This is a genomic window from Rhizobium sp. N122 (assembly GCF_002211295.1).
Taxonomy (GTDB): Bacteria; Pseudomonadota; Alphaproteobacteria; order Rhizobiales; family Rhizobiaceae; genus Rhizobium.
Genome location: NZ_LOKU01000048.1, coordinates 1 through 24,617, shown reverse-complemented (window position 1 = coordinate 24,617; position 24,617 = coordinate 1). Strand labels below are relative to the sequence as shown.

General features: G+C 62.1%; 21 protein-coding genes and 3 pseudogenes. 19 read left to right on the top strand and 5 right to left on the bottom strand.

Annotated features, from left to right (window positions below; translation table 11 throughout):
* A partial coding sequence (locus ATY75_RS26610) for a transposase (protein ID WP_190241433.1) occupies window positions 1-218 on the top strand: 218 nt, incomplete at its 5' end.
* Window positions 219-230: 12 nt separating this feature from the next.
* On the opposite strand, the gene ATY75_RS26605 is transcribed toward ATY75_RS26610, so the two are convergent.
* From ATY75_RS26605 to ATY75_RS26590, 4 genes and pseudogenes are all read right to left on the bottom strand, one after another.
* Window positions 231-953 (bottom strand): IclR family transcriptional regulator, encoded by a 723-nt coding sequence (locus ATY75_RS26605; protein WP_245317637.1) that lies wholly within the window; start codon window positions 951-953, stop codon window positions 231-233.
* Between the two features lie 104 nt (window positions 954-1,057).
* A pseudogene (locus tag ATY75_RS26600) lies at window positions 1,058-1,435 on the bottom strand (conjugal transfer protein TrbE); the annotation flags it as partial.
* 13 nt (window positions 1,436-1,448) lie between these two features.
* Window positions 1,449-1,912: pseudogene (locus tag ATY75_RS35230) on the bottom strand (P-type conjugative transfer ATPase TrbB); the annotation flags it as partial.
* Window positions 1,913-2,915: 1,003 nt separating this feature from the next.
* Window positions 2,916-3,482, bottom strand: a complete 567-nt coding sequence (locus tag ATY75_RS26590) for a recombinase family protein (protein WP_088939856.1) — start codon at window positions 3,480-3,482, stop codon at window positions 2,916-2,918.
* A gap of 654 nt (window positions 3,483-4,136) precedes the next feature.
* Here ATY75_RS26590 and ATY75_RS34760 point away from each other — a divergent pair.
* From ATY75_RS34760 to ATY75_RS26530, 11 genes and pseudogenes are all read left to right on the top strand, one after another.
* On the top strand, window positions 4,137-4,307 hold the full coding sequence (locus ATY75_RS34760; RefSeq protein ID WP_169594822.1) for a hypothetical protein: 171 nt from the start codon (window positions 4,137-4,139) through the stop codon (window positions 4,305-4,307).
* 192 nt (window positions 4,308-4,499) lie between these two features.
* The gene (locus ATY75_RS26580; protein ID WP_190241432.1) at window positions 4,500-5,531 is read left to right on the top strand and encodes a DUF3991 and toprim domain-containing protein; all 1,032 of its coding nucleotides are present in this window, start codon (window positions 4,500-4,502) and stop codon (window positions 5,529-5,531) included.
* Window positions 5,532-5,595: 64 nt separating this feature from the next.
* Window positions 5,596-6,201, top strand: coding sequence for a DUF1419 domain-containing protein (locus ATY75_RS26575; protein WP_088939852.1), 606 nt, complete (start codon window positions 5,596-5,598; stop codon window positions 6,199-6,201).
* 146 nt (window positions 6,202-6,347) lie between these two features.
* Window positions 6,348-11,448 (top strand): annotated as a pseudogene (locus tag ATY75_RS26570) (helicase-related protein).
* 585 nt (window positions 11,449-12,033) lie between these two features.
* A complete protein-coding gene (locus tag ATY75_RS26560; RefSeq protein ID WP_088939851.1) occupies window positions 12,034-13,776 on the top strand; it encodes a ParB/RepB/Spo0J family partition protein in 1,743 nt (580 codons plus the stop codon).
* 94 nt (window positions 13,777-13,870) lie between these two features.
* A complete protein-coding gene (locus tag ATY75_RS26555; protein WP_088939850.1) occupies window positions 13,871-14,347 on the top strand; it encodes a hypothetical protein in 477 nt (158 codons plus the stop codon).
* Entirely contained in the window at window positions 14,344-15,228 is an 885-nt protein-coding gene (locus ATY75_RS26550; RefSeq protein WP_088939849.1) for a hypothetical protein, read from the top strand. Before ATY75_RS26555 ends, ATY75_RS26550 begins: the two co-directional genes overlap by 4 nt.
* Window positions 15,225-15,584: a hypothetical protein gene (locus tag ATY75_RS26545; protein ID WP_088939848.1), complete on the top strand. Its 360-nt coding sequence runs from the start codon at window positions 15,225-15,227 to the stop codon at window positions 15,582-15,584. The genes ATY75_RS26550 and ATY75_RS26545 overlap by 4 nt, the downstream gene beginning before the upstream one ends.
* On the top strand, window positions 15,581-15,988 hold the full coding sequence (locus ATY75_RS26540) for a hypothetical protein (protein ID WP_088939847.1): 408 nt from the start codon (window positions 15,581-15,583) through the stop codon (window positions 15,986-15,988). The genes ATY75_RS26545 and ATY75_RS26540 overlap by 4 nt, the downstream gene beginning before the upstream one ends.
* A gap of 367 nt (window positions 15,989-16,355) precedes the next feature.
* On the top strand, window positions 16,356-16,943 hold the full coding sequence (locus ATY75_RS26535) for a hypothetical protein (RefSeq protein ID WP_088939846.1): 588 nt from the start codon (window positions 16,356-16,358) through the stop codon (window positions 16,941-16,943).
* Window positions 16,944-17,246: 303 nt separating this feature from the next.
* A complete protein-coding gene (locus tag ATY75_RS26530) occupies window positions 17,247-18,170 on the top strand; it encodes a zincin-like metallopeptidase domain-containing protein (RefSeq protein ID WP_088939845.1) in 924 nt (307 codons plus the stop codon).
* Between the two features lie 6 nt (window positions 18,171-18,176).
* Here ATY75_RS26530 and ATY75_RS34755 read toward each other — a convergent pair whose 3' ends face one another.
* Complete coding sequence (locus ATY75_RS34755) at window positions 18,177-18,353, bottom strand: hypothetical protein (RefSeq protein WP_190241431.1); 177 nt, start codon at window positions 18,351-18,353, stop codon at window positions 18,177-18,179.
* A 443-nt stretch (window positions 18,354-18,796) separates the two neighbouring features.
* On the opposite strand from ATY75_RS34755, the gene ATY75_RS26520 reads away from it, so the two are divergent.
* The 7 genes from ATY75_RS26520 to ATY75_RS26480 all read left to right on the top strand — a co-directional run bounded on the left by ATY75_RS26520 (window position 18,797) and on the right by ATY75_RS26480 (window position 24,169).
* Window positions 18,797-19,105, top strand: a complete 309-nt coding sequence (locus ATY75_RS26520) for a DUF736 domain-containing protein (RefSeq protein WP_011427400.1) — start codon at window positions 18,797-18,799, stop codon at window positions 19,103-19,105.
* Between the two features lie 145 nt (window positions 19,106-19,250).
* Complete coding sequence (locus tag ATY75_RS26515) at window positions 19,251-20,306, top strand: DUF977 family protein (protein ID WP_088939855.1); 1,056 nt, start codon at window positions 19,251-19,253, stop codon at window positions 20,304-20,306.
* Between the two features lie 347 nt (window positions 20,307-20,653).
* Entirely contained in the window at window positions 20,654-20,962 is a 309-nt protein-coding gene (locus ATY75_RS26505) for a DUF736 domain-containing protein (protein ID WP_011427400.1), read from the top strand.
* 196 nt (window positions 20,963-21,158) lie between these two features.
* Window positions 21,159-22,163 (top strand): DUF977 family protein, encoded by a 1,005-nt coding sequence (locus ATY75_RS26500; RefSeq protein WP_225881179.1) that lies wholly within the window; start codon window positions 21,159-21,161, stop codon window positions 22,161-22,163.
* 381 nt (window positions 22,164-22,544) lie between these two features.
* Window positions 22,545-22,853: a DUF736 domain-containing protein gene (locus ATY75_RS26490; protein WP_011427400.1), complete on the top strand. Its 309-nt coding sequence runs from the start codon at window positions 22,545-22,547 to the stop codon at window positions 22,851-22,853.
* Window positions 22,854-23,175: 322 nt separating this feature from the next.
* Window positions 23,176-23,340, top strand: a complete 165-nt coding sequence (locus ATY75_RS34750; RefSeq protein WP_165779456.1) for a hypothetical protein — start codon at window positions 23,176-23,178, stop codon at window positions 23,338-23,340.
* Between the two features lie 337 nt (window positions 23,341-23,677).
* Window positions 23,678-24,169, top strand: a complete 492-nt coding sequence (locus tag ATY75_RS26480; RefSeq protein WP_088939843.1) for a hypothetical protein — start codon at window positions 23,678-23,680, stop codon at window positions 24,167-24,169.
* Window positions 24,170-24,617 lie beyond the last annotated feature (448 nt).

Genomic DNA, 24,617 nt, shown 5'->3' with positions numbered 1-24,617 from the left:
CGATCCGAGATGTCGGTGCACATCTCTTCTTCCTGCCGCCCTACAGCCCCGACCTCAATCCCATCGAGATGATGTTCGCAAAGCTCAAGACACTCGTCAGAAAGGCAGACGAACGAACCGTTGAAACTACATGGAGACGCATTGGAGAACTCTTGAAGGCGTTCAGTCCCCAGGAGTGCTCCAACTACCTCAGACATGCAGGGTATGGTTCAGAATAACCCTGACAGACTCTAATCCTCGTTGGTTGTTCTGGCAAAAGATTGCTCGACTTCGCGGATCATCATAATGGCGTGGGAGGTTAACGCCTTGCTAGCCAACCGTGCTGAAGGTCCGCTGAGACCGATTGCTGCCCGCACTTCGCCACGCTGCCTCCACGGCACGGCGACGCAATTCACACCGGGGTGGATGGCATCCAGTGCCACCGAATAGCCAATGTTCGCCACTTTGGTGACTTGTTCTTGAATTTCTTTGGTGATCGACTCGTTCGGATTGGCTTTCACACGGTCGAACAGTCCCGGCACGAACGCCAGGAAGATTTGTCCGATGGCCGAGCGGCTGACCGGCTCACGCCCGCCGATCGGCCTGCTGCGGCTCAGCATCTGCGTGGACTCAATTGCATCAAGGTAACTAACCTCATCGCCGTTTAGCACAGCGAGATACACAGTTTCCTTCGATTTTTCTGCGATTCTTTGGAGTGTCGGCCTCAGAAAAGCCTTTAGCGCATTATCGTCGCCCGTTGCCCGCGATATATTTTGTATCCCTGCGCCCAGATGATATTGCGTGTCGCAAATACCTCTCTTCACTAATCCGAGAGAAGCGAACGTTTTTAGGATATTGTGTGTCGTCGATTTGGTAAGTTTCGCTTTCTCAGAAATATGCTTGAGTTTCGCTGCCCCGCCTTCCCTCGCAATGATAACAAGGATCAGATATGCTCTTTCGATTGACTGAATCATAGCTTGCATGCTCCTTGTGATATCAGCACGGGCAGATGTGAGCTGCGTGGGCGCGGCTCGACCTGCCAATCAGCAGCCGATTGGCACGCAGTGTCTCGCGAGGGTTTCGGGACACGGGCGCGGTTACAGTGCGCCGAAACGCACCTGTGGAGATAGGTGAAGGTCGCACCGTGATCGAGCCAGCGGCATTCCGGCGTGAAGGCGTCGATCAGCCGGAGAAGCCGGTCGTCCTCGAAATCCGCCTTTCGCTCTGCATCGTCCAGCGCCGACACAGAGACGTAAAACGTACAGGCGGGATAGGTCGAGGCGACATGGCGCTGCGCTTCCACGAAGATTGCCCAACCTGAACCCGGGCGGCGGAACAAGTTGTTGAGACGGCCAGCGACGGCATCCAGTTCTGCCGGCATGGCAGAATCCAAATCGGGGCCGCGAAACTGCGCAGTGCGCTGGAACCTGCCGTCCTTAATGAGCACCATGCCCGTGGCGGCAAGGGGCCGTCGAGGTCCCGCCGGCGACGAGGATGTTAGCGCGGGAGGCGACGCCCACCGATAGTGCCTCGGCTTAGCCCCGCGATACAGTCCCGCCGCGGACATAATCGTCCAGGGCGGCGGACTTGCGGATGGCCAACGCCAGGGCCGCGACCACGGGCGGCAAAGTCCCTCGAACCGCACTATTGTCTCGGGAAGCTCCGCCGATGCGCGCTGGGCGCTGGCATGAACCTCAGCGCGGACATGATGCGGGGCCAGGCGCAGGATGCGCTCGCCATCGGCGGGAGGGCGCTCACCCATGTCGGATAGTCCTTCGAGCAGACGGTCGATCCAGATTCGGCCGCCCCGGTTAAGCATTTCCTCAACGACGGCAGCGTCTTCGAGGAACCGGCGAATCGCCGATCCCAAAGCAGTTCGCAGCATTCGTCCGCTGTGCGAACGTCCTTCAGAGCTACGATGAGAAGCTGCCATTCGGTCCCCGATCTAGCCGGGAGAACCACACGTTCCCCGGATGGGTACTTAAAGGACTCGGAAATTGGTTCGGTTCAACAAGGATTTATGGGTGTAGTAGTGTAGCGTACAATTACAGGCAAACGGCGGCGCGCTGATTGCCGCGCCGGAACGATCCTACTGCGCCCGCCTTGGCTTGAACAAAAGCGTGCGCTCTCGAAGTCGACAAGGCGTTGTTGGTTTCGAACATACCTCCCAGATATTTTTCGACCCTCCCAAATATTTTTCGACGATGCCGATGCACCGGAAAACGAGACCAGCCGCGCTTTGAGCGGCTCAACCCCGACCCATGGGACCAATGTTGAGATGCTGCGAGCCTTTCAGCGATATGCGCATCATAATATTTGCTCGCACGCGGCGCGGGCCGCGCCCAGACGATTGGTACAGTTTGATGGCAAGACCGTCGGCCAATGAAAACGAAGACGGTGCGGTATGGTTCAATCTGCCCGTTTGAGCCATGATCGATGGCGCTCCATCGTGCAGGCGCGCGACTCGCAACCGGCACTCAGCTGGCGACGTGCCGCCGGTGGTCCAGCGCGACACAGCAGGATGTCCGTTCGTGAAATGGTCGTGACGAAGTCTTTAGCGGCCGCTTGGACTTCGCCTTCTTGCCGGCACGTCGGGCGTTTCGTGGCGTCAAGAATGAAGTTTTCCACATCGCGCGCGCACTTTCAGAGTTTGATTCTATGTTAGACTCTAAGTTAAGCGCCCGAGTTTCGTTTCTGGCCTCGTGTGTTACCGCTTGTTTGGGTTCCCAATGGCACGGCAGGCCGGTTCCCGATAGCACGTCAATCGCGGTTCCCGATTGCACGACGGCTTCCACAGGTTTTCCACAGGGAGCCGATGGCATGAAGAAGCATAACCGCAGAGGTAAGCTCGCCTGCTTTGTCAGCGATCGCTTCCCGGCCCAGTCGGCCCGAAGCTGCGATTTTGGCCAACTCAAAGAACAGCAGAGGACTCGTGATCACCCAACGTCTGACGGCGAACCTTGGCCTTCCAAGGCGCGGTAGACAGTCATCCTGGAAATGTTCAGGTCACGGGCAACGGCGGCTTTGGTCGCACCAGCAGTGACCCGCCTGCGGATTTCGGCGTCATCGACATTCTTCTTCCTGCCCGTGTAGATGCCGTTAGCTTTTGCCCCGTCGATGCCCGCCCGTTGCCTGTCTTGGATGAACTTAAGTTCCATGTCGGCGACCATGCCGAGGATGGTAATGACCATTCGGCCCATGCTTCCGGCCGTCGTGACTTCGGGTTCGAGAACACGGAGTGACGCCCCCTTTTCGTCAAGCTCATGAACGAGATTGAGAACGTCGCGTGTGGATCGCCCGAGCCGGTCAAGGCGCAGCACCACCAGCTCATCGCCTGCATGTAGAAACTGCATGATGGTTTCCAGTTCGGAACGACCTTTCCGGGAAGCCCCTGACGCGGTTTCCGACCGCATGATTTCGCAACCGGCGGCCTTCAAGCGCTCGTTTTGAATGTCGAGGTCCTGATCTATGGTACTGACGCGGGCGTATCCGATGCGGGCCATGGCCATTCTGTAACATTAGGGTGGCTTCGATTTAAGTGTCCGCGCTACCGCGGTCAGGATGTATAAATATAAGGGTTCCATAAATATGCTTATGCGACATGTTATAACGTAACATAAACCGAGTTGCATAAGAGAATGCTGCCACCACTCGAGATGAGGTGCCTGCGCTGGGTGCTTCTGGGCAAAACTCACGCCGAAACCGCCCTGTTGGAAGGAAAAAGCGTCACCGAGATCGAGCTTTGCCTGGAACGTGCGGTCGTCATGCTCGATGCGACGTCAGTCGAGGAGGCCATTGTGAAGGCGAACGGGTCTCATTCCGATCGACCTTGAGCAGTGAGCGTAACCCAGCGGGAGGCCGGCAACTTACCCGCTGGTTCGAAGACACCGCGTGATCGGCCGCTGAGCGAAGGTGAGGACTTGGTACCAAGGACAATAAATCGCGCGGAAAATTTGAGCCCCAACGGAAGCAAGCCAATCCCGCTCTCTTGTGATGGCGTCCTGGCCCGGTGCCGGATCTTCCACGATCAACCCATAAAGGGTCCGCTAGCAAGCTGCGGCCGCTTCCGCTTCGCGTCGCGGTGATCGCGCCCGGACCCCGTGCCTTTTGAGGAGCCATCGAGCGGGAATTGGCCCGCTCCCGAAGGAGCCTCTCAAATGTCGCACGATCTCTCTCTCGCTCAGTCCCACGCCTTCCAGCTCTCCCGTGACCTGATGGTCCCAGTCACCCTCTTCGCGGTTGACGGCGAATACGGCGTCCTTCCTTCCGACGAGATCGACGCCGACGACGATCTTGAGATCGTTCACGAATACACGCCTTGGCATTGAGCCGACGGCATGGCCTTCGGCTTGCCACTTGCGAGCGGCAGGCCGCAAGGGAGGCTGCGCCGCGGCCGACATTGCATGATTCAGCAAATTGCCAGCCGCGCCCTTGCGGCCTTTGCTCTTCGCGGCCGCTGAAGCGGCGAATTGCTAAAGCTGACAAATCAGAGGCGATCGCTCTCGCGATCGGAAGAAAAAATGGAGAGAAGAGAGATAGAAGCGCTACGCGAGCAGGTCAGCTGTGCGGCGGTGCTTGAGCATGCCGGGTTTGCGATAGACGCGAAGGAAAGCACACGGCGGGCGGTCAAGTTCCGCCGTGGCGGCGACATCATCATCGTCACATATGAGGGGCGCGGGTGGTTTGATCCTTTGTCCGATGCGAAAGGCGATGTGTTCCGGCTCGTCGAGCATCTCGATCGGGTCGGTTTTCTCGAAGGTGCTGAGCGGGTCGCGAGTCTGGTCGGGTTTCAGATCACTGAGCCGGAATGGCGGCCCGCGAAAGATGGCGAAAGATGCGACCACTCTATTTCCGATCGTTGGCAGTCCCGCCGTCGACCCTGGTCCGGTTCTTCGTCGTGGCGATACCTCAATTGCGAGCGCCGCCTGCCAGCGAACGTGCTGCGAGTGGCGATCAAAAGCGACATCCTGCGCGAAGGTCCGCACGGCAGCATGTGGGCAGCGCACCGAGACCAGGCTGGGGTTTTGACCGGCTGGGAGGCGCGGGGCCCGCAATACCGGGGTTTTGCGTCCGGAGGAACCAAGGTTCTTTTCCGTTTCGGTTCGGACAGCGCAGTGCGCTTGGCCGTCACAGAAGCCGCGATCGATGCCATGAGCCTTGCAGCGATCGAAGGTTTGCGGGAGAGCACGCTTTATCTCAGCACTGGCGGCGGATGGTCACCGACCACGGAGACAGCCCTGCGGGAGTTGGCCGGAAAACCTGGTGTCCAGATGGTTGCGTCGACCGACGCCAATCCGCAGGGCGACATGTTTGCCGAACGGCTGCGGACGCTTGCCAACGATGTCGGTTGCGACTGGACGCGACTTCGGCCGCCCGAGGAGGATTGGAACGAAACCCTGAAGGTCAAGGAAAGGGAAAAGAGGGAAAGGATGGAAGGAGGAGGCGTGCCGCATGCGCGCCGCCCGCGTCAAGGGAGGCTTCGCCCGGCGGAGCCGGCCCTTGACCCCGACGGTCGCGATGCCGGCGGCAACCAAGGGGTCATGAAGGACTGAAGAGGAAGGCAAGGTCGAGAGGACAGTGCCGCGCTTTGGCCCGAAACCTCCAAAGGAGCTGCAGATGAACCCCTCTCCCGCAATCCGAAAAGTCTTCCAGGGCGTCGCAAGCCGACCGCAGATGTTCCGCATGGTCGACCGTCATCTCCAACGGCCCAACCGCTGGGAAGGCGACGCAACGCCGCTCTATGCCGGCGCATGGTTCGAGATCGGCGAGGCCGAGCACGACTACATGTTCGAAATCCTGCCGCCGCTCTGGATCCGCGGTTCGATGTTCGCAATGCGCGAGTTCCTGACCGGCTCGGTGACATCAGTGTTCTTCGCGCTCCGGATCGACGAGGCGATCCGCTATTTTCACGGCTATTGCGACCTTTCCGACAAAGCGTCCGTCGAGGCCATGCGCGTCGCGATAATTGAGCGCGAAAGCCGTCCAGTCCGGGCCATGACGCGCGATGAACGCCTCGAGCATATCTGGAGCAGCACGGCGGACGACTATCGCGGCTATGCCGGCGAGCGCTGGCCGGAGGCTTCGCGCGGCAAGCGCACCGTGATGATCTACGGCGGCAAAGGCGGCACTGTTCTGAAGCTGCTGGAAGACCTCAGCGACGACGAGATCGCCGCCAAGCTGCCAGTACAACTGCGCCACCTCCCCTCGCCGATCGCGGCTTGAGAGTTTCCGTTTGCATCCGTGCGCGAAGAAATCGCGCTCGGCCCACGATAGCCGCGCAGCCCATGCAGGCGGCCTCCTCCACCCCTCCGCGTTCCTCGACTGCCCCTTGCGGCAGATCGATGACGCTCGTTCACAAGGACCTTTCGATGAGCAACGACCCTTTCACCCTCGATATGTTCGGGAGCAGCGCTTTGTCCTCAGGACTCGGTCTTGGCGTAACCGCGTTCGGTGCCTTTGCCGCCAACGACGACGAGCCTGACCCGACCCCGCCGTCTCCAACGCCGGCGCGGGCTCTGCCGGCGACCAACCGGCCGGTCCCGCGAAAGCAGGGGCAGCGCGCCAACTTCTATCTCGACGATGGCGACCGCGAGCTCGCCGCGACCTGGAAGGAGCGGGCGCGTATCAACGTCGCCGCCATCCTCACTGCCAACGAAATCGAAAGGATGGACCTGCCGGCGGCCCCGACCGCGCAGGCGAGGCTAATCCGCTTCACCGGCTTCGGCGCCGGCGACCTGGCGAATGGGATGTTCCGGCGCCCGGGCGAAGCCGACTTCCGCACAGGTTGGGACGATCTCGGCAACTCGCTGGAGACAGCTGTCAGCGAGGGCGAATATGCGTCCCTTGCCCGCTGCACCCAATATGCCCACTTCACCCCCGAATTCGTCATTCGGGCAATCTGGATGGGCATTCAACGTCTCGGCTGGCGCGGCGGCCGCGTGCTGGAGCCAGGGATCGGAACTGGCCTGTTTCCGGCGCTGATGCCGGAACAGTATCGCGAATTGAGCTACGTCACCGGTATCGAGCTCGATCCGGTCACGGCCCGCATCGCGAGACTGCTGCAGCCGAAGGCGCGCATCATCAACGGGGACTTCGCACGCACCGACCTCAATGCGATCTACGATCTTGCCATCGGCAACCCGCCCTTCTCCGATCGGACGGTTCGCTCCGACAGGCAATATCGTTCGCTCGGTCTTCGGCTGCACGATTACTTCATTGCCCGATCGATCGATCTCCTGAAACCCGGTGCCCTGGCCGCCTTCGTCACCAGCGCCGGCACGATGGACAAGGCGGATCGCACCGCACGCGAACACATTGCCAAGTCCGCGGACCTGATCGCCGCGATCCGACTGCCCGAAGGCAGTTTTCGGCGCGACGCCGGCACGGATGTCGTGGTCGATATCCTCTTTTTCCGCAAGCGCAAGGCAGGCGAGCCGGAAGGTGACCTTTCGTGGCTCGACCTGGAGGAAGTCCGACCGGCTACAGAGGACGAGGGAGCGATCCGGGTGAACCGGTGGTTCGCGCAGCACCCTGATTTTGTTCTCGGCGATCATGCCCTGACTTCCGGTCCCTTCGGGGAGACTTATACGTGCCGGCCACGCGCCGGTGAGGAGCTCGACGCGGCGCTGACGGCAGCCGTCGCGCTTCTTCCGGAAGGCATTTATGACGGCGAGCCGACGCCCATCGACATCGATCTGGAGGACGAACTTGCCGAGATCGTCGATCTTCCCCCCGACAATGCCAAGGTGCGGGAAGGCAGCTATTTTGTCGATGTCAGGCACGGCCTCATGCAGGTCGTCGATGGCGAGCCCGTCGCGGTGCAGGTGCGCAAGGCACGCAGCACTGTGGGAATTTCGGAAAAGCATGTCCGGATCATTCGCAAACTGATCCCGATCCGCGACGCCGTGCGTGAGGTGCTGAAAGCCCAGGAACTGGACCGGCCGTGGCGCGACTGCCAAGTGCGGCTGCGCATCGCCTGGTCGAGCTTTGTGCGTGATTTCGGCCCGATCAACCACACCACGGTCTCGATCATCGAGGGCGAGACGACGGGTGAGGTTCGTGAAACCCATCGCCAGCCGAACCTGCAGCCCTTCCGCGACGATCCCGACTGCTGGCTGGTCGCCTCCATCGAGGACTATGACCTCGAAACCGACACCGCCCGGCCCGGCCCGATTTTTTCGGAACGCGTCATCGCGCCCCCTGCCCCGCCCGTCATCACCTCCGCGGCCGATGCCTTGGCCGTCGTCCTCAACGAGCGCGGTCGGGTCGATCTCGAGCATATCGCCGAGCTTCTGCATTGCGACACGGATGCGGTTCTCGCTGCGCTCGGTGACGCAATCTTTCGCGATCCGGCCGATGGCTCCTGGCAAACCTCCGATGCCTATCTCTCCGGGGCCGTGCGCACCAAACTTGCAGCCGCGGCAGCTGCGGCCGAACTCGATCCCGCTTTTGAGCGAAACGTCCGTGCGCTTCAGGCGGTGCAGCCGGCTGATCTCCGCCCGTCTGATATTACCGCTCGGCTGGGTGCACCCTGGATTCCGGCAGCTGATATCGTCGACTTCGTCCACGAGACGATGGATGCGGAGATCAGGATCCATCACATGCCGCAGCTGGGATCCTGGACCGTCGAGGCGCGGCAACTTGGATGGACGGCCGCCGGCACATCCGAATGGGGCACCGACCGACGCCACGCCGGAGAGTTGCTTGCCGATGCGCTGAACAGCCGGGTGCCGCAGATCTTCGACGTGTTCAAGGATGTGGACGGCGAGCGACGGGTGCTGAACGTTGGTCGATACCGAGGCAGCGCGCGACAAGCTGCAGAAAATCAAGCAGGCCTTCCAAAACTGGGTCTGGACCGATCCTGATCGCACCGACCGGCTCGCACGTGTCTACAACGACCGTTTCAACAATATAGCGCCCAGGCGCTTTGACGGCTCGCATCTCAAACTTCCCGGCGCCTCTGGCGCCTTTGTTCTTTATGGGCACCAGAAACGCGGCATCTGGCGGATCATCTCGTCCGGCGCGACCTACCTTGCGCACGCCGTAGGCGCCGGCAAGACGATGACCATGGCCGCCGCGATCATGGAACAGCGCCGGCTCGGGCTTATCGCCAAGGCGATGCTGGTGGTTCCGGGCCAATGCCTGGCGCAGGCGGCTCGCGAGTTTCTCGCGCTCTATCCGAACGCCCGCATTCTCGTCGCAGACGAGACGAACTTTACCAAGGACAAACGTGCTCGTTTTCTCTCCCGGGCGGCGACGGCGACCTGGGACGCGATCATCATCACCCATTCGGCATTCCGGTTCATCGCCGTGCCGCCAGCGTTCGAACAGCAGATGATCCAGGACGAGCTCGAGCTCTACGAGGAACTGCTGACCAAGGTTGACAGTGAGGACCGTGTCTCCCGCAAGCGGCTTGAGCGGCTCAAGGAGGGACTGAAGGAACGACTGGAGGCGCTGTCCACCCGCAAGGACGACCTGTTGACCATTTCCGAAATCGGCGTCGATCAGATTATCGTCGATGAGGCGCAGGAATTCCGCAAACTTTCCTTCGCCACCAACATGTCGACCTTGAAAGGTATCGATCCGAACGGTTCGCAGCGTGCCTGGGACCTCTACGTCAAGTCCCACTTCATCGAGACGAAGAACCCTGGCCGCGCTTTGGTTCTGGCGTCCGGCACGCCGATCACCAATACGCTTGGCGAGATGTTCTCGGTTCAACGCCTGCTCGGCCGCGCGGCGCTGGCCGAACGCGGCCTGCATGAATTCGACGCCTGGGCCTCGACCTTCGGTGATACGACGACGGAATTGGAGATCCAGCCATCAGGCAGATACAAGCCCGTCAGCCGTTTTGCCTCCTTCGTCAACGTGCCGGAGCTGATCGCGATGTTCCGGTCCTTCGCCGACGTGGTGATGCCGGAGGATCTCCGCGGATATGTCAAGGTGCCTGATATCTCGACTGGCCGCCGGCAGATCCTGACGGCCAAGCCGACACAGGCCTTCAAGAATTACCAGGTAATCCTCGACGCCCGCATCAAGGCGATCGAGATGCGCGAGGGGCCGGCGCAGCCCGGCGACGACATCCTGCTTTCGGTCATCACCGACGGTCGCCATGCTGCCATAGATCTTCGCCTGGTCGATGCGGACAACGACAACGAGCCGGACAACAAACTCAACCTGCTCGTTCAGAACGCCTTCCGCATCTGGCGGGAAACGTCGCAAAGCACGTTTGTGCGACCCGACGGCAAGCCCTGCGATCTGCCGGGTGCGGCGCAGATGATCTTTTCGGATCTCGGCACCATCAATGCCGAGAAGACCAGAGGTTTTTCCGCTTACCGCTGGATCAGGGACGAGTTCGTCCGGATGGGTGTTCCGGCCTCAGAAATCGCCTTCATGCAGGACTACAAGAAGACCGAGGCCAAGCAGCGTCTGTTCGCCGACGTCCGCGCCGGCAAGATCCGCTTTCTGATCGGCTCGTCGGACACCATGGGGACCGGTGTCAATGCGCAGCTGCGCCTCAAGGCGCTGCATCATCTCGACGTCCCGTGGCTGCCCTCCCAAATCGAACAGCGCGAGGGCCGGATCGTGCGCCAGGGCAACCAGCACGACGAAGTCGATATCTTCGCCTACGCCACCCAGGGTTCGCTCGACGCTTCGATGTGGCAGAACAACGAACGCAAGGCCCGCTTCATCGCGGCGGCACTCTCTGGCGACACCTCGATCCGCCGGCTGGAAGATCTCGGCGAAGGAGCGGCCAATCAGTTCGCCATGGCCAAGGCGATTGCGAGTGGCGACGAACGCCTGATGCAGAAGGCAGGGCTGGAAGCCGATATCGCTCGCCTCCAACGGCTGCGCGCTGCCCATGACGACGACCAATATGCCGTGCGCCGGCAGATTCGTGACGCCGAACGCGATATCGAGATCTCGGAGCGGCGGATTGCGGAAATCGGCAAGGACATCGAGCGCCTCATTCCGACCGCGGCCGAAGCGTTCGCCATGACTGTCGTCGGCGAGGCTTTCAACGAACGGAAAGCAGCCGGTCGCGCCTTGATGAGGGAAATTCTCACCCTTGTTCAGCTCCAGCAGGAAGACGAGAGCGTCATGGTCTCGATCGGAGGCTTCGACCTCGTCTATTCCGGCGAGCGGTTCGGCAGGGACGATGGGTATCGCTACACGACCCTTCTCCAGCGCACCGGAGCGGATTATGAGATCGATTTGCCGGTGACCGTGACCCCGCTCGGCGCCATCTCCCGCCTCGAGCACGCGCTCGACGGTTTTGACGAGGAGCGGGAACGCTATCGCCATCGCCTGCATGACGCCCTGCGGCGTCTCGCCTCCTACCGCTCGCGCGAGGGCGGCCTGTTTGCGTTTTCCGAAGAACTCGCCGAGAAGCGTCGGCAACTACGGGACGTCGATCAGGCATTGGCAGCCGTGGCACGCGAGGAGGGTTTGGCCGACTCGGAAGCGGCCTGAGGTCCGACGCCATTTGCCGGACCTCCGTTCGCTCGGGCTTTGGAAGCGCTGCAGCATTCGCATGGCTGCAATGCACAAAAAATGTTTTCCAAGTGGTCAAAATTCGAGCATAGTGCGCACAGCTGATGCACATGGCGGCTTTCCTCCCAGTTCCGCCGCAGCAGCTGTTCCCCTCTGGAGGTTTATTGACCTTCACACTTCATGGGCCGCGGTTTCCGCTGGCCCATTTTTTTGTCTCCCATCTTATCCCGATCGACATCCAGTCGCGTGCAAGCCGATGCGCTTTGCAGCCCGGCGCGTCAGCGGCCGAAGTGAAAAGCAGGCAAGGGAGAAAAGAAGGAAGAGGGAGATGAACCGGTCGCAGAGCAGTCCGCCGGTCGCCGCTGACGCTCAACCGCCGCCTCCGCATCCCGGCCACTCGTCCTTCGCAGGGCTGTCAGCCCCGCTCGTCCTTCGCGGCAGCGATGCTCGGCCGCAGTTGCACCCGGCCGCCCGCTCCGCGGTCCGGGAAGTGTCTTCGAAAAGAATGAAGACGCGAGAAGGGCAGGCAAAGGGCCGTGTCCAATCCCCGAGAAGGAGCATCCCATGCAACTGATGAAGGTCGATCCGCGTGCGCTGAAGGACAACCCCGACAACACGCGCCAGTCGAAGTCGACGCCGCAGGCCGACGCCCTGCTGTTGGCGACGATCAAGGCCGTCGGCGTGATCCAGCCGCCTGTCATTTTCCCGGAAGCCGGCGGCAACGGCTACGTCATCGAAGCCGGTCACCGGCGCACCCGCATGGCGATCGCCGCCGGGATCGAGGAAATCGACGTGATCGTCGTCGAGGCGGCCAACGACAACGGCGCCATGCGCTCGATGGTCGAGAACATCGCGCGCGAGCCCCTCAATCCCGTCGACCAATGGAGGGGCATCGAACGGCTGGTCGCGCTCGGCTGGACCGAGGAGGCGATCGCCGTGGCGCTTGCTCTCGCCGTCCGGCAGATCCGCAAGCTATGTCTGCTCGCCAACGTGCTGCCCTCCATGCTCGACCAGATGGCGAAGGGCGATATGCCGAACGAGCAGCAGCTCAGAACGATCGCCGCGGCATCGTCCGACGAACAGAAAGAGGTCTGGAAAGCCCACAAGCCGAAGAAGGGCGACACGGCAGCCTGGTGGCAGATCGCCAACGGCCTCTCGAAAACCCGCATGTATGCCCGCGATGCAAGTTTTGGCGACGATCTTCGCCTGGCTTACGGTATCGAGTGGGCCGAAGACCTGTTCGGCCCGGCCGATCAAGACAATCGCTACACCACCAATGTCGAGGCTTTCCTCGGCGCCCAGCAGGAGTGGATGGCGAGCAACCTTCCGAAGAAGGGCGCCATCGTCGAGGTCAACAATTGGGGCCAGCCGGACCTGCCCAAGAAGGCCGAACGCGTCTACGGCAAGCCGGCCAAGGGCGATTGCACCGCGATGTATCTCGATCGCGACGGCAAGGTGCAGAGCGTCCACTACCGGATGCCGGAGCCAAAGAAAACCGATGGGCGATCCGGTCCCCCCGGTGGCGCTTCGACTGAGGCCGATGACGATACCGATGTCGTCGGCAAGACCAGGCCCGAGGTCACGCAGAAGGGCCAGGACATGATCGGTGATTTCCGTACCGATGCGCTGCACGAGGCGCTCGCCCGGGCGCCGATCGAGGACGACATGCTGATGGCACTTCTGGTCATGGCCTTCGCCGGCACCAACGTTCGGGTCGATTCCGGTGCCAACGACACCGTGTTCGGGTCGAAGCGTTTCCAACGTCATGTCGCGCGCCTCTATTCCGCGGACGGAAGGTTGTCGCTCGACATGGACAGCGTGCGTGTCGCCGCGCGCTCCGTTCTCATCGATGTGCTCTCGTGCCGACGCGGCATGTCGAACAGTGGCGTCGTCTCGCGTATCGCCGGTGAGGCAGTCGGCGCGGACGGTTTCCTTCCGAACATGGGGACCGAGAATTTCCTCTTATGCCTGTCGCGTCAGGCGCTGGAAGCCACCGCCAAGTCGGTCAATCTCGTCCCGCGGGCGCGGGTCCGCGAAACCCGTGCAGCACTCGTCGATCACTTCGCGGCCGATGCTGCCTTCGTCCTTCCGACGGCGCTGTTTGCGCCTGACCCGAAGGACATCGCAGATCTCATGAAGCACGCCGACGATCTCGCCGGCGACGACAGCGACGGTGCGCAGGACGAGAGCATCGGTGTCGACGGCCTCGATCCAACGGCGACGGGACATGACGATCCCGGCGACGACCCGCTGAGTGATGCCGCCTCCGACGAGGAGGAAACCGCCTACGGGATTGCGGCGGAATAGCCGCCGCCCCATCCTTCTCCGTTTGATCTTCCGCCGCCGGTCGTCCCGGCGGCGGTTTCGTTTCCACCACCCGCAAAACTTGAAGGAGGATGCGATGTCCGCGTCTCTGATTTATGACCTCGCCCCGATCGGCTCCATCGTCGCTTGGTCGGATGGTAGCCCACGACCGCCCGAGCGCCACAGGAAGAAACTGTCCACTTGGCAAACGCGCAATAGCCAGGGTCGGCTGATCCGCAAGGAAGGCAAGCGCAGCATCGGCGCCACCAGTCTGACACCGTGTTTCACGCTGCATGAAGGCGATCTCGGCGCAAATGGCGTCATCACCGTCCGTATCCACCGGACCTTTCCGCTCGATAGCGGCCTGACATTCAAAGTCGTCGAGCGCCCCGCACTTGGATCTGTTCGCGTCTTCCATCGCCCCGGCGCCAATGCAGAACTCGTTCACCTGGCGGACAATCGGCAGGCGGCCGCGGAATGGCTCACCCGGCATGGATATCCGCATGCCGTTCTTTCGGAGGTGACTGCCGACGAGGTCGCCGCCGATCATATCCAAGGGAGGTCTGCAGCATGACTATGGTCCCTTCGCAATCCTTCGAAGTCTCCGCCCCTGACGCGTCAGGGGTGGAGTTCGGCAGAAGCGCCGACGGCATGGCCGTTGCGCGTGTGGCCGATCGCGTCTTCGCCATGGTTCCCGCCCGGGATGGTCAGTATTTCCTAGCCAGTGCCTGGCGCGTGTCACGGCCGCTTGCCGAACTGACGCGCGATGATTTCTATTCGCACCACGGCTCTGTCGAGGGCGAAGCCGCTTTTCGCAGCCGCATGATCGAACAGGCCGGACACAGCCGCGAACTCAGCCTGCTATCCCGCCAGACCGTCCCGTTGACCTGCGGCACGCCATGGGGTCCGTCGCAGGGCGCCACCGTCTACGCAGACGGAATTGTCTCCCATAAGACGGCCGGTCATGGCGGCTTCAACCTCTCCGACGTCCGCAATGCCAAGGTCCACTCGATGCTTAGGACAGATGGCGGCTGGTACGAAGAGGACGCCGCCTGGGCAATCGTCGCCCTGACCTTTCCGGACCTGTTCACGACCTATGAGCGCAAGTGCGCCGACAAGACGATCCGCGACGGCTGGCCGTATGCCTGGGAAACGATTTTCGGTCGGTCGCTCGCACCCGGCGAATCGTACGAGAAGGACGCCCAGGCGTTCGCACGGGAACATGCCGGCGACTGGATCGTCACCGCGGCACTTCGTTCGGACCATCACCCTGGAATGACCGAGGTGATCGCCACCATCGGCGGCAGGCGAGGCGAGTATGCGCATGAGCGCCGCTTTCTGGTGCCGAGCGACGAGTATGCGGTCGGCCGCTTCGGCTTCGTCATCGATGAGACGCGGCATGCCGCCTATGAGGGTGCCTCCAGCTACGCCGCTTGGCGCGGGAGGGCGGCATGATGTCCAACCCCGAACACCGCGCCGCGCAGTTTACCAGAATGGAATCGGCACGGCGGCAGACGCAGCACCAGCTCGATCTGATCGACCGGCAGATCCTGCGACGCATGACGACGATCATTCCCCAGCTTGGTCGCCGTCAGTCCGGATATCGTCGTGGTAAGGCGCCGGAGCCAAGCGCCTTCCTCGAACGCTACCGGGCCAACCTGGCAGCGATCACCGCCGAACGTCAGCCGGAAATCGATGCGCTTTCGAGAAAACTCGCCCGACAGGATGCGGCAATCGCGGCGCTGCGGGCGAGAGCCGGGTCCGACGGCACAGTCGTGGCCGCTACCGGTCCGGGAGGCAGGACGCCATGAGCACGATCGGAGACCTGGAACGAAGAGCAGGCATCGGCGCATCACCGGCGGAGCGAACCGCTTTCTGGCTGCAGTTCCATCACCTCGAAGGCGAAGCCTGCCTCAATGCCGGTGTCGCCGAACTCAGGCGGCTGATTGCCCTAAGGGAAGCACCGCGGGATCCCAAACCAAAAACGCGCGCCGTTCGTCTCGCGCGCGAAGCCCTGCCGCCTTTGACGCCGGAACAGGAAGCAGCACTTCAGGCCTATGCCGTCAGGCATGGACGGCGCTGGAAATCGATCCTCAACAACGCCTGGATGGGCGGGCCGCCGTATGATGACGGCGGTTTGCTGCGCGGACTTCGTAACTCGCACGGTCCGACCTGGCTGCAATCCTACCGGTTGCCCAAGCCGGATAGGCGATAGCCCGAGCGCTGGACATCAGCGAGATGGAAAGGCGGAGACAGGTGGGAGCGCCTATCGTTTCGTTCGAGGACATCATGACCCCGGCCCTGCCGGGTCGCCCTTCGGTTTTGCTGCGGTCTGAACCGGCGGCCGTGCGCTTCAAGGCCGCTGTCGCGCCGCGGGGCGGCCGGACCCCGCCGTCCTTCACGGAGCAGGCTTGCGTGCTCCTTCGAGGGCAGTTTGCCCTCGTCGCCCGCAAACCGGCTCCGCTCGTCCAGGCAGGGCCGGACCCTGAAACGCCCGTCTTCCGCCGGCTCGGGATGACCGCACCGAAGGGCAACCCGGCAAGGGCCGGAACCGCTTCGGACGACCTCGAAAGGAAACGATCATGGCCAAGCCCGCACCCTCCACTCGCCAATCCGCCCGCGTCGTGCAACTGCGCAAGGGCGCCACCCTCGAAATGGTCCGGCTGACGTGCCCAGACGCCAGCCAGGCGCTGAAGATCGCCGAGAGTTTCGGCACCGCTGTCATCGACAGCGACGGCATCCGCGACCTTCACGAACGGCTCGTCATCGAGACCGCCGATGCGCTGGGGGACGGCCTGGGCGATAAGGCCATGCAGATCCACCTGCAGCGCATCGTCGGCGCCTTCGTCGGCTCCGCCCACGGCGCCGGCCAGTTCTATAGCCGCGCCGTCACCGAGGCGCGCGATGCCACGGCCAAGGCCGCCAACGACGCCCGCGACGAGGACCTCGACGGCCCGGTCGGTTATGACAGCGCCGCCCAGCGCAAGCGCGAATTCGCCGCCGACATGGGCATACAGGCCCATTCGCTTAGAATGGCGGCCGAAGGCGCCGTCGCCGCCTATGCCCAGGTGATTGGCGAGACCTGGAAGCCTTTCGACCGGCCGGTCGAGCAGCCGGGCCATTCGCTTAGCCGCAAGGCGGCCGAAGCGCAGATCTCGGCCTTCGACTAGGTACTGCCGGCGGGGCTCCGGCCCCGCTCTTCGACTAACGCGAAAACGGCCGGTTCCATGGCGGAGCCGGCTGTTTTCGTGTCGCTGACGCGGCCCACAGGGAAACGGAAATGAGACAGATGGCACGACCGTCGCGGCCCGTTCCGTTCGTCGGGTCTGCAGGAGCCACCGGCAGATGCAACGGCTCCGCCGTCCTCCACTTTCGTTCCGGCCGTTCCGGTGCATCGGCCGGCTGATCGGCTCCTGCCTTCTGCCCTCCGCAACGGGCCGCGACGGGCGCGGCCTCAAAATGGAGGCTCTGACATGAGCAATATGGAGAAACAGCGGGTCGATCTTTACACCCGCATCACGGACATAATCGTAGAGGATCTGGCGAAGGGCGTGCGGCCGTGGATGAAGCCATGGAACGCCGGGAACACGACCGGCCGTATTACCCGGCCGCTGCGTCATAACGGACAGCCGTATTCGGGCGTCAACGTGCTGCTTCTCTGGTCGGAGGGCAACGCCCGGGGATATACGTCATCCACGTGGATGACGTTCAAGCAGGCCCTTGAGCTGGGTGCTGCCGTCCGCAAGGGCGAGACCGGGGCGACGGTCGTCTTCGCCAGCCGTTTCACCAAGTCCGAAACCGACGGGAATGGCGGCGAGGTCGAGCGGGAGATCCCTTTCCTGAAGGCCTACAGTGTCTTCAACGTCGAACAGATCGACGGACTTCCCGACCAATATTATCACCAGCCGGCGCCTGGTCCGGATCCGGTCGAGCGCATTGAGCATGCCGACCGTTTCTTTCGCAACACGGGTGCCGTGATCCGCCACGGTGGCAACCAGGCCTTCTTTGCGCCGGCCGCCGACATCGTCCAGATGCCGCCGTTTGAGAGCTTCAAGGATGCGGCAAGCTATTATGCGACCTTGAGCCACGAGGTTACGCACTGGACGGCGCCGGCGCATCGCCTCGGCCGCGACCTCAGCCGCTATGCCAAGGACAAATCCGAGCGGGCGCGAGAGGAACTGATTGCAGAACTCGGCAGCTGCTTTCTTTGCGCCGACCTCGGCATTGTTCCCGAGCTCGAGCCCCGCCCTGATCACGCCTCGTACCTTGGCTCCTGGCTCAAGGTCCTGACCGACGACAGACGGGCGATATTCCAGGCGGCGGCGCATGCGCAGCGGGCCGCAAGCTTCCTGCATGGCCTGCAGCCCGAAGCCGATGACGAGCGCCTCGCTGCCTGAGAACCATCAGCGTCGGTCGTTGGTCTCGCCAGCGGCCGGCACCTGTTCAGGCTTCGACGCGGAGAGCGTGTCGGGATCAGCCGTGAGGTCCAGTTTGCCCCAGATCGAAGTTTTCCGGTCAATCGGCTTGAGCTTCCGGGACGGCTTGATTTCGACGATAAACGGCTCTGGCTGCTGACGCATAGATCCTCCAGGCGACGATTCGCGAGCACGACGATAGCCCGAAGAACGGCCAACGCAACGCCCTTGTTCGGATGTTCCCGGACGTTTGGTTTTGACATGTGGACGGGGCAGCGGGCGCACCGTTGCAAGGGCCGGCAGGCAGTCGGGGCGCGGCTGCAATCGCCATATACCTTCCGCGACTGAGCCAGGCCACGTCCTTCGCGGGCTCGATGAGGCATGTCTGATCGAAAACCGGCTTCGCCTCGATCGTCCTCCCGCAACGGCCTTGCAAAACTTTCTTCCCCTGAGCGCGATGCGCCCATTCCTCGCGGAACAACAAAGTTTCTCCAGGCCGCCCTCCATTTCATTCCGGCCCCTGGGGTGCGGTCCGATCGTCCCCGATCCTTGCGACAGCCATCGAGGCCGCGATGGGCGCGGCCCGAAACAGCAAAAGGAATACGACAATGGCAACCATCGGCACCTTCACCACCTCCGAAACCGGCTTCAACGGCTCGATCCGCACGCTCGCCCTCAACGTCAAGGCCCGCATCGCCCGCGTCGAAAACCCCTCCGACAAGGGCCCGCACTTCCGCATCTACGCCGGCAACGTAGAGCTGGGTGCGGCCTGGCAGAAGCGCTCCGAGCAGGACCGCGACTACCTCTCGGTCAAGCTGGACGACCCGAGCTTCCCCGCTCCGATCTACGCAACCCTCACCGAAGTCGAAGGCGAGGACGGCTACCAGCTGATCTGGTCCCGCCCCAACCGCGACTGAGATCCGGACAGGCCCCGCCACTGAGGCGGGGCCTGTCCCACGCTCTGACCTTTTTCCGCCGTTCTTCCTTATTGGATGAAAATGGATGGAAAAATGGAGTCCGGTATGTCATACCCCATTCGGACGGAAACGGATGGGATATTGGATGACGGCCCTTGATCTCGCGAAATTGCGTATCACGCCTGAGATCCTGTCGTTGATCGCCGAGATCGACGAATTCAAAGGTGCATGGCGAGCGCTCGGTCGTATCGCGCCAGACCGGCTCTCCAGCTTGCGCCGGGTTGCGACGATCGAAAGCATCGGCTCTTCGACCCGTATCGAAGGCGCAAAGCTCAGCGACCGCGAAGTCGAAACGCTGCTCTCGAACCTGCGTATAGGCTCGTTCACCAGCCGAGACGAACAGGAGGTCGCAGGCTATGCCGAGGTGATGGAAACGATCTTCTCCGCCTTCGACGCGATCCCGCTTGACGAAAATCACATCCGACAACTCCATCGCGATCTACTCGCTCACTCGACCAAGGATGAGCGACACAGGGGAAACTGGAAAACCCTTGCCAACAACGTCGAAGCCTTCGACGAAGATGGACGAAGCCTGGGCGTCGTCTTCGCGACAGCATCCCCCTTCGATACGCCGGGCCGGATGTCGGAACTGGTGTCCTGGCAACAGGCCCAGGAGAAGGATGGGAAGTTTCACCCTCTGCTCATCGTCGCTGTCGTCGTGGTGGTCTTTCTGGAAATCCATCCTTTCCGGGACGGCAATGGCCGCCTGTCGCGAGCCTTGACCACTTTGCTGCTCCTTCGGGCGGGCTATACCTACGTGCCATACAGCTCCCTCGAAAGCGTTGTCGAGCAGAACAAGGAAGCCTATTACCTCGCGCTTCGTCGAACGCAGGGCACGATCCGGACAGATCAACAGGACTGGAATCCGTGGGTCGAGTTTTTCCTCCGGAGCCTGCAGCGCCAGAAGCAGCGGCTCGAGCGCAAGATCGAGCGTGAACGCATCCTGCTGGGCGACCTGCCGGAGTTGTCGGTCTCGATCCTCGAACTGGCGCGTGAGCGCGGGCGCGTTACGGTGATGGACGCGGCCAAGGCCACAGGCGCAAGCCGCAACACCGTCAAGGATCATCTTCGGGCGTTGACCGAACAGGGGCATCTGACCCTTCATGGAGCGGGTCGCGGGACCTGGTACGGCCTGAACTAAAGCCGGAGTGATTGGTCCGCCGATGCGCCGAGATCGGAGCCACGGCCCAACTGCGCGCGGCCGCCATTGCCACGTCCCTTTGCCAGGGTCAGCGGCGCTCCATTCGCGGGCTCGATGAGGCATGTCTGACCGGAGAACGGCTTCGCCTCGATCGTCCTCCCGCAACGGCCATGCGAAACTTTCTTCCCCTGGCGGCTCCGCCGCCATTCCTCGCGCGGCAACAAAGTTGCTCCCGGCCGCCCTCCATTCCATTGCGGCCTTTCAGGCGCGGTCCGATCGTCCCCGATCTTTGCGACAGCCATCGAGGCCGCGATGGGCGCGGCCCGAAACAACAAAGGAATACGACAATGGCAACCATCGGCACCTTCACCACCTCCGAAACCGGCTTCAATGGCTCGATCCGCACGCTCGCCCTCAACGTCAAGGCCCGCATCGCCCGCGTCGAAAACCCCTCCGACAAGGGCCCGCACTTCCGCATCTACGCCGGCAATGTCGAGCTGGGTGCGGCCTGGCAGAAGCGCTCCGAGCAGGACCGCGACTACCTCTCGGTCAAGCTCGACGATCCGAGCTTCCCCGCTCCGATCTACGCGACGCTCACCGAGGTCGAGGGCGAGGACGGCTACCAGCTGATCTGGTCCCGCCCCAACCGGGATTGAGATCCGGACAGGCCCCGCCGCCGAGGCGGGGCCTGTCCCGCGCTCCGAGTTTTTTCCGCCGTTCTTCCTTATTGGATGGAAATGGATGGAAAAATGGAGTCCGGTATGTCATACCCCATTCGGATGGAAACGGATGGGATAATGGATGACAGCCCTTGATCTTGCGAAATTGCGTATCACGCCTGAGATATTGTCGTTGATCGCCGAGATCGACGAATTCAAAGGCGCATGGCGAGCGCTCGGTCGTATCGCCCCAGACCGGCTCTCCAGCTTGCGCCGGGTTGCGACGATCGAAAGCATCGGCTCTTCGACCCGTATCGAAGGCGCAAAGCTAAGCGACCGAGAAGTCGAAAGGTTGCTCTCGAACCTCCGAATCGGCTCGTTCACCAGCCGAGACGAACAGGAGGTCGCAGGCTATGCCGAGGTAATGGAAACGATCTTCTCCGCCTTCGACGCGATCCCGCTTGACGAAAATCACATCCGCCAACTCCATCGCGATCTACTCGCTCACTCGACCAAGGATGAGCGACACAGGGGAAACTGGAAAACCCTTGCCAACAACGTCGAAGCCTTCGACGAAGATGGACGAAGCCTGGGCGTCGTCTTCGCGACAGCATCCCCCTTTGATACGCCGGGCCGGATGTCGGAACTGGTGTCCTGGCAACAGGCCCAAAAGAAGGATGGGACGTTTCACCCTCTGCTCATCGTTGCTGTCTTCGTGGTGGTCTTTCTGGAAATCCATCCTTTCCAGGATGGCAATGGCCGCCTGTCGCGAGCCTTGACCACTTTGCTGCTCCTTCGGGCGGGCTATACCTACGTGCCATACAGCTCTCTCGAAAGCGTTGTCGAACAGAACAAGGAAGCCTATTACCTCGCGCTTCGTCGAACGCAGGGCACGATCCGGACAGATCAACAGGACTGGAATCCGTGGATCGAGTTTTTCCTCCAGAGCCTGCAGCGCCAGAAGCAGCGGCTCGAGCGCAAGATCGAGCGTGAACGCATCCTGCTGGGCGACCTGCCGGAGTTGTCGGTCTCGATCCTCGAACTGGCGCGTGAGCGCGGGCGCGTTACGGTGATGGATGCGGCCAAGGCTACAGGCGCAAGCCGCAACACCGTCAAGGATCATCTTCGGGCGTTGACCGAGCAGGGGCATCTGACTCTTCATGGAGCGGGTCGCGGGACCTGGTACGGCCTGAACTAAAGCCGGAGTGATTGGTCCGCCGATGCGCCGGGATCGGAGCCATGGCCCAACTGCGCGCGGCCGCCATTGCCACGTCCCTTTGCCAAGGGTCAGCGGCGCTCCATTCGCGGGCTCGATGAGGCATGTCTGACCGGAGAGCGGCTTCGCCTCGATCGTCCTCCCGCAACGGCCTTCCCAAACTTCCCCTGAGCGCGATGCGCCCATTCCTCGCGGAACAACAAAGTTTCTCCTGGCCGCCCTCCATTCCATTCCGGCCCTACGAGCCACCCCATTGCGCAAGCGCAACGGGGACCCCGGGGGTGCGGTCCGATCGTCCCCGATCTTTGCGACAGCCATCGAGGCCGCGATGGGCGCGGCCCGAAACAACAAAGGAATACGACAATGGCAACCATCGGCACCTTCACCACCTCCGAAACCGGCTTCAATGGCTCGATCCGCACGCTCGCCCTCAACGTCAAGGCCCGCATCGCCCGCGTCGAAAACCCCTCCGACAAGGGCCCGCACTTCCGCATCTACGCCGGCAATGTCGAGCTGGGTGCGGCCTGGCAGAAGCGCTCCGAGCAGGACCGCGACTACCTCTCGGTCAAGCTCGACGATCCGAGCTTCCCCGCTCCGATCTACGCGACGCTCACCGAGGTCGAGGGCGAGGATGGCTACCAGCTGATCTGGTCCCGGCCAAACCGGGACTGAGATCCGGACAAGTCCCGCCGCCGAGGCGGGGCCAACCGGCGTCAAAGATAAGCCGGCGGCAGGCATCGAGCCTTCCGCCGGCTTTTTCGGTGCGATACGGAACCGGAATTTGTCTGCTCAGATGACGCTATCGTGCCGGGAAGAAATGCCGGCCTCGAGGACGAGCGGTTGCCCCCAATTTTGCCTCCGCTCCGGTTCCCTCCACTCCAACAAAATCGGCTCTCCCACTCGCCGGCTCCGCCGGTCGCTTCCGCGCTCCTTGACCCCGCCATCTCTTCCCGCCCCGCCGTCTCGTCTTTCACGAACTCAAGGAGATGAGACGATGACCATCGAACAGCACATCGAGGAGCTGCGCGCCGAGTTGAGGAACGCCTGCGACGCCGTCGAGCGGCGCCAGGTCGAAGCGGAGCTTCAACTCGCCCAGGCCGATCTGGCCGCGGCGCTTGCCGAACAGGACGGCATCATCGACGCCGAGCCGCCTTTCTGAGGCGGCTCTCATTCTGCTGGAATATGAGCCTGTCGGCCGGATCGACCGGCCTCCCGGTTGTCAGGGATTTCATCCCTCGACACTCCTGCCGGCTCGCGCCGGATACGGTCACGCCCCCTGCGGGACCGTGGGTCTCTTCTCTCTCTGACGTTCCAGTTTACTCCAGCAAATCCGGCGTCAAAGACGGCGCGGTCTCCCCAATTTTTCCGCCGCTGCGTTGCACTTCGCTTCCCGAAAAAATTGGTTCCCCCCGCTTGCAAGCCGCGTTCCGCGGTCCTTGACCCCTCTTTGCAACAGAGTGACCGATCTCCGTCATCAAGATGAAGGAGATCACACAATGACACCTGACCAGAACCTTGCGCTCTACACCAAGCTTTCCGGTTTCCGGCTCGTCGTCCTGGCAAACCGCTTCGGCTGCGATACCGAAGTTTCGCGAAAGCTCCATGAGCGACTGCTCGAAGGGCATGAGGCGGCTGCCGGTCGTATCCGGACCATCATGGCATTGGAGTGGAGCGTTTTTGCCGGCGACGACGAATATGCCGCGTACCGGTTGGAAGGTGAGACCGAGATCTTCCGGCGCTTCACCATCATCCTGCTGGATGAGCTCGACATCGATTTCGACACGCACGAATACCGCATCAACGGCGACGATTGGTGCAGCGCTTTGACGGCGGACTATACCGGCGTCGACATCGACAATCCGCAGCTGATTGCACTCACCGATGACGAACTCGGCTCACTTGCGCCGATCATCAAGGATATCACACGGGAAACCAGTATCACGGTAAGTGCCTCCCGTGTCAGCTACATCAGGTGCTCAGGATCGTAATCAATCCTGCGACGGGCTCGACCATCCGGAGGGCGGCGAGAGACGCCTTTCGATGAGATGCCGACGAGACCATCGCGATGATGGCGAGAACGACCAGATGAGCCTCTTCCTTTCGACATGCCGTCATCTCTCATCGGGGATGGTGCAGCCCGTTCGTTGGGACGCAACCTGCCGGCAACAGAATTTTCCCCGCCGCGCTGCGGCTCCTCCCCGATCAAAATTCGGTCGCCGGCATGTCCTCCACGTCCGTTTCGGCCTTGTCAGGTGCATCCCTCCTTTCCGGTCTGCGCTTATCCCCTGCGATAACCGCATTTCGAAAGTGAGCGTACGGTGAGCTGTTTTTGCTGATCGGCCAAATCAGGCGATGTTCTGGCATTAGAACCAGCATTAGTGCTGACATTAATACCAGAACGAAGAGGTTTCATGGCTCGCATAGAGATCATGTCCG

Excerpts from the sequence above, each read along its gene's own strand:
- ATY75_RS26520 (WP_011427400.1), top strand. The coding sequence starts at position 18,797 with ATGGCAACCATCGGCACCTTCACCACCTCCGAAACCGGCTTCAACGGC.
- ATY75_RS26605 (WP_245317637.1), bottom strand. The coding sequence starts at position 953 with ATGATTCAGTCAATCGAAAGAGCATATCTGATCCTTGTTATCATTGCG.
- ATY75_RS26560 (WP_088939851.1), top strand. The coding sequence starts at position 12,034 with ATGCAACTGATGAAGGTCGATCCGCGTGCGCTGAAGGACAACCCCGAC.
- ATY75_RS26580 (WP_190241432.1), top strand. The coding sequence starts at position 4,500 with ATGGAGAGAAGAGAGATAGAAGCGCTACGCGAGCAGGTCAGCTGTGCG.
- ATY75_RS26530 (WP_088939845.1), top strand. The coding sequence starts at position 17,247 with ATGAGCAATATGGAGAAACAGCGGGTCGATCTTTACACCCGCATCACG.
- ATY75_RS26515 (WP_088939855.1), top strand. The coding sequence starts at position 19,251 with ATGACGGCCCTTGATCTCGCGAAATTGCGTATCACGCCTGAGATCCTG.
- ATY75_RS34760 (WP_169594822.1), top strand. The coding sequence starts at position 4,137 with ATGTCGCACGATCTCTCTCTCGCTCAGTCCCACGCCTTCCAGCTCTCC.
- ATY75_RS26490 (WP_011427400.1), top strand. The coding sequence starts at position 22,545 with ATGGCAACCATCGGCACCTTCACCACCTCCGAAACCGGCTTCAATGGC.
- ATY75_RS34750 (WP_165779456.1), top strand. The coding sequence starts at position 23,176 with ATGACCATCGAACAGCACATCGAGGAGCTGCGCGCCGAGTTGAGGAAC.
- ATY75_RS26590 (WP_088939856.1), bottom strand. The coding sequence starts at position 3,482 with ATGGCCCGCATCGGATACGCCCGCGTCAGTACCATAGATCAGGACCTC.
- ATY75_RS26505 (WP_011427400.1), top strand. The coding sequence starts at position 20,654 with ATGGCAACCATCGGCACCTTCACCACCTCCGAAACCGGCTTCAATGGC.
- ATY75_RS26545 (WP_088939848.1), top strand. The coding sequence starts at position 15,225 with ATGATGTCCAACCCCGAACACCGCGCCGCGCAGTTTACCAGAATGGAA.
- ATY75_RS26540 (WP_088939847.1), top strand. The coding sequence starts at position 15,581 with ATGAGCACGATCGGAGACCTGGAACGAAGAGCAGGCATCGGCGCATCA.
- ATY75_RS26555 (WP_088939850.1), top strand. The coding sequence starts at position 13,871 with ATGTCCGCGTCTCTGATTTATGACCTCGCCCCGATCGGCTCCATCGTC.
- ATY75_RS26535 (WP_088939846.1), top strand. The coding sequence starts at position 16,356 with ATGGCCAAGCCCGCACCCTCCACTCGCCAATCCGCCCGCGTCGTGCAA.
- ATY75_RS26550 (WP_088939849.1), top strand. The coding sequence starts at position 14,344 with ATGACTATGGTCCCTTCGCAATCCTTCGAAGTCTCCGCCCCTGACGCG.
- ATY75_RS34755 (WP_190241431.1), bottom strand. The coding sequence starts at position 18,353 with ATGCGTCAGCAGCCAGAGCCGTTTATCGTCGAAATCAAGCCGTCCCGG.
- ATY75_RS26480 (WP_088939843.1), top strand. The coding sequence starts at position 23,678 with ATGACACCTGACCAGAACCTTGCGCTCTACACCAAGCTTTCCGGTTTC.
- ATY75_RS26575 (WP_088939852.1), top strand. The coding sequence starts at position 5,596 with ATGAACCCCTCTCCCGCAATCCGAAAAGTCTTCCAGGGCGTCGCAAGC.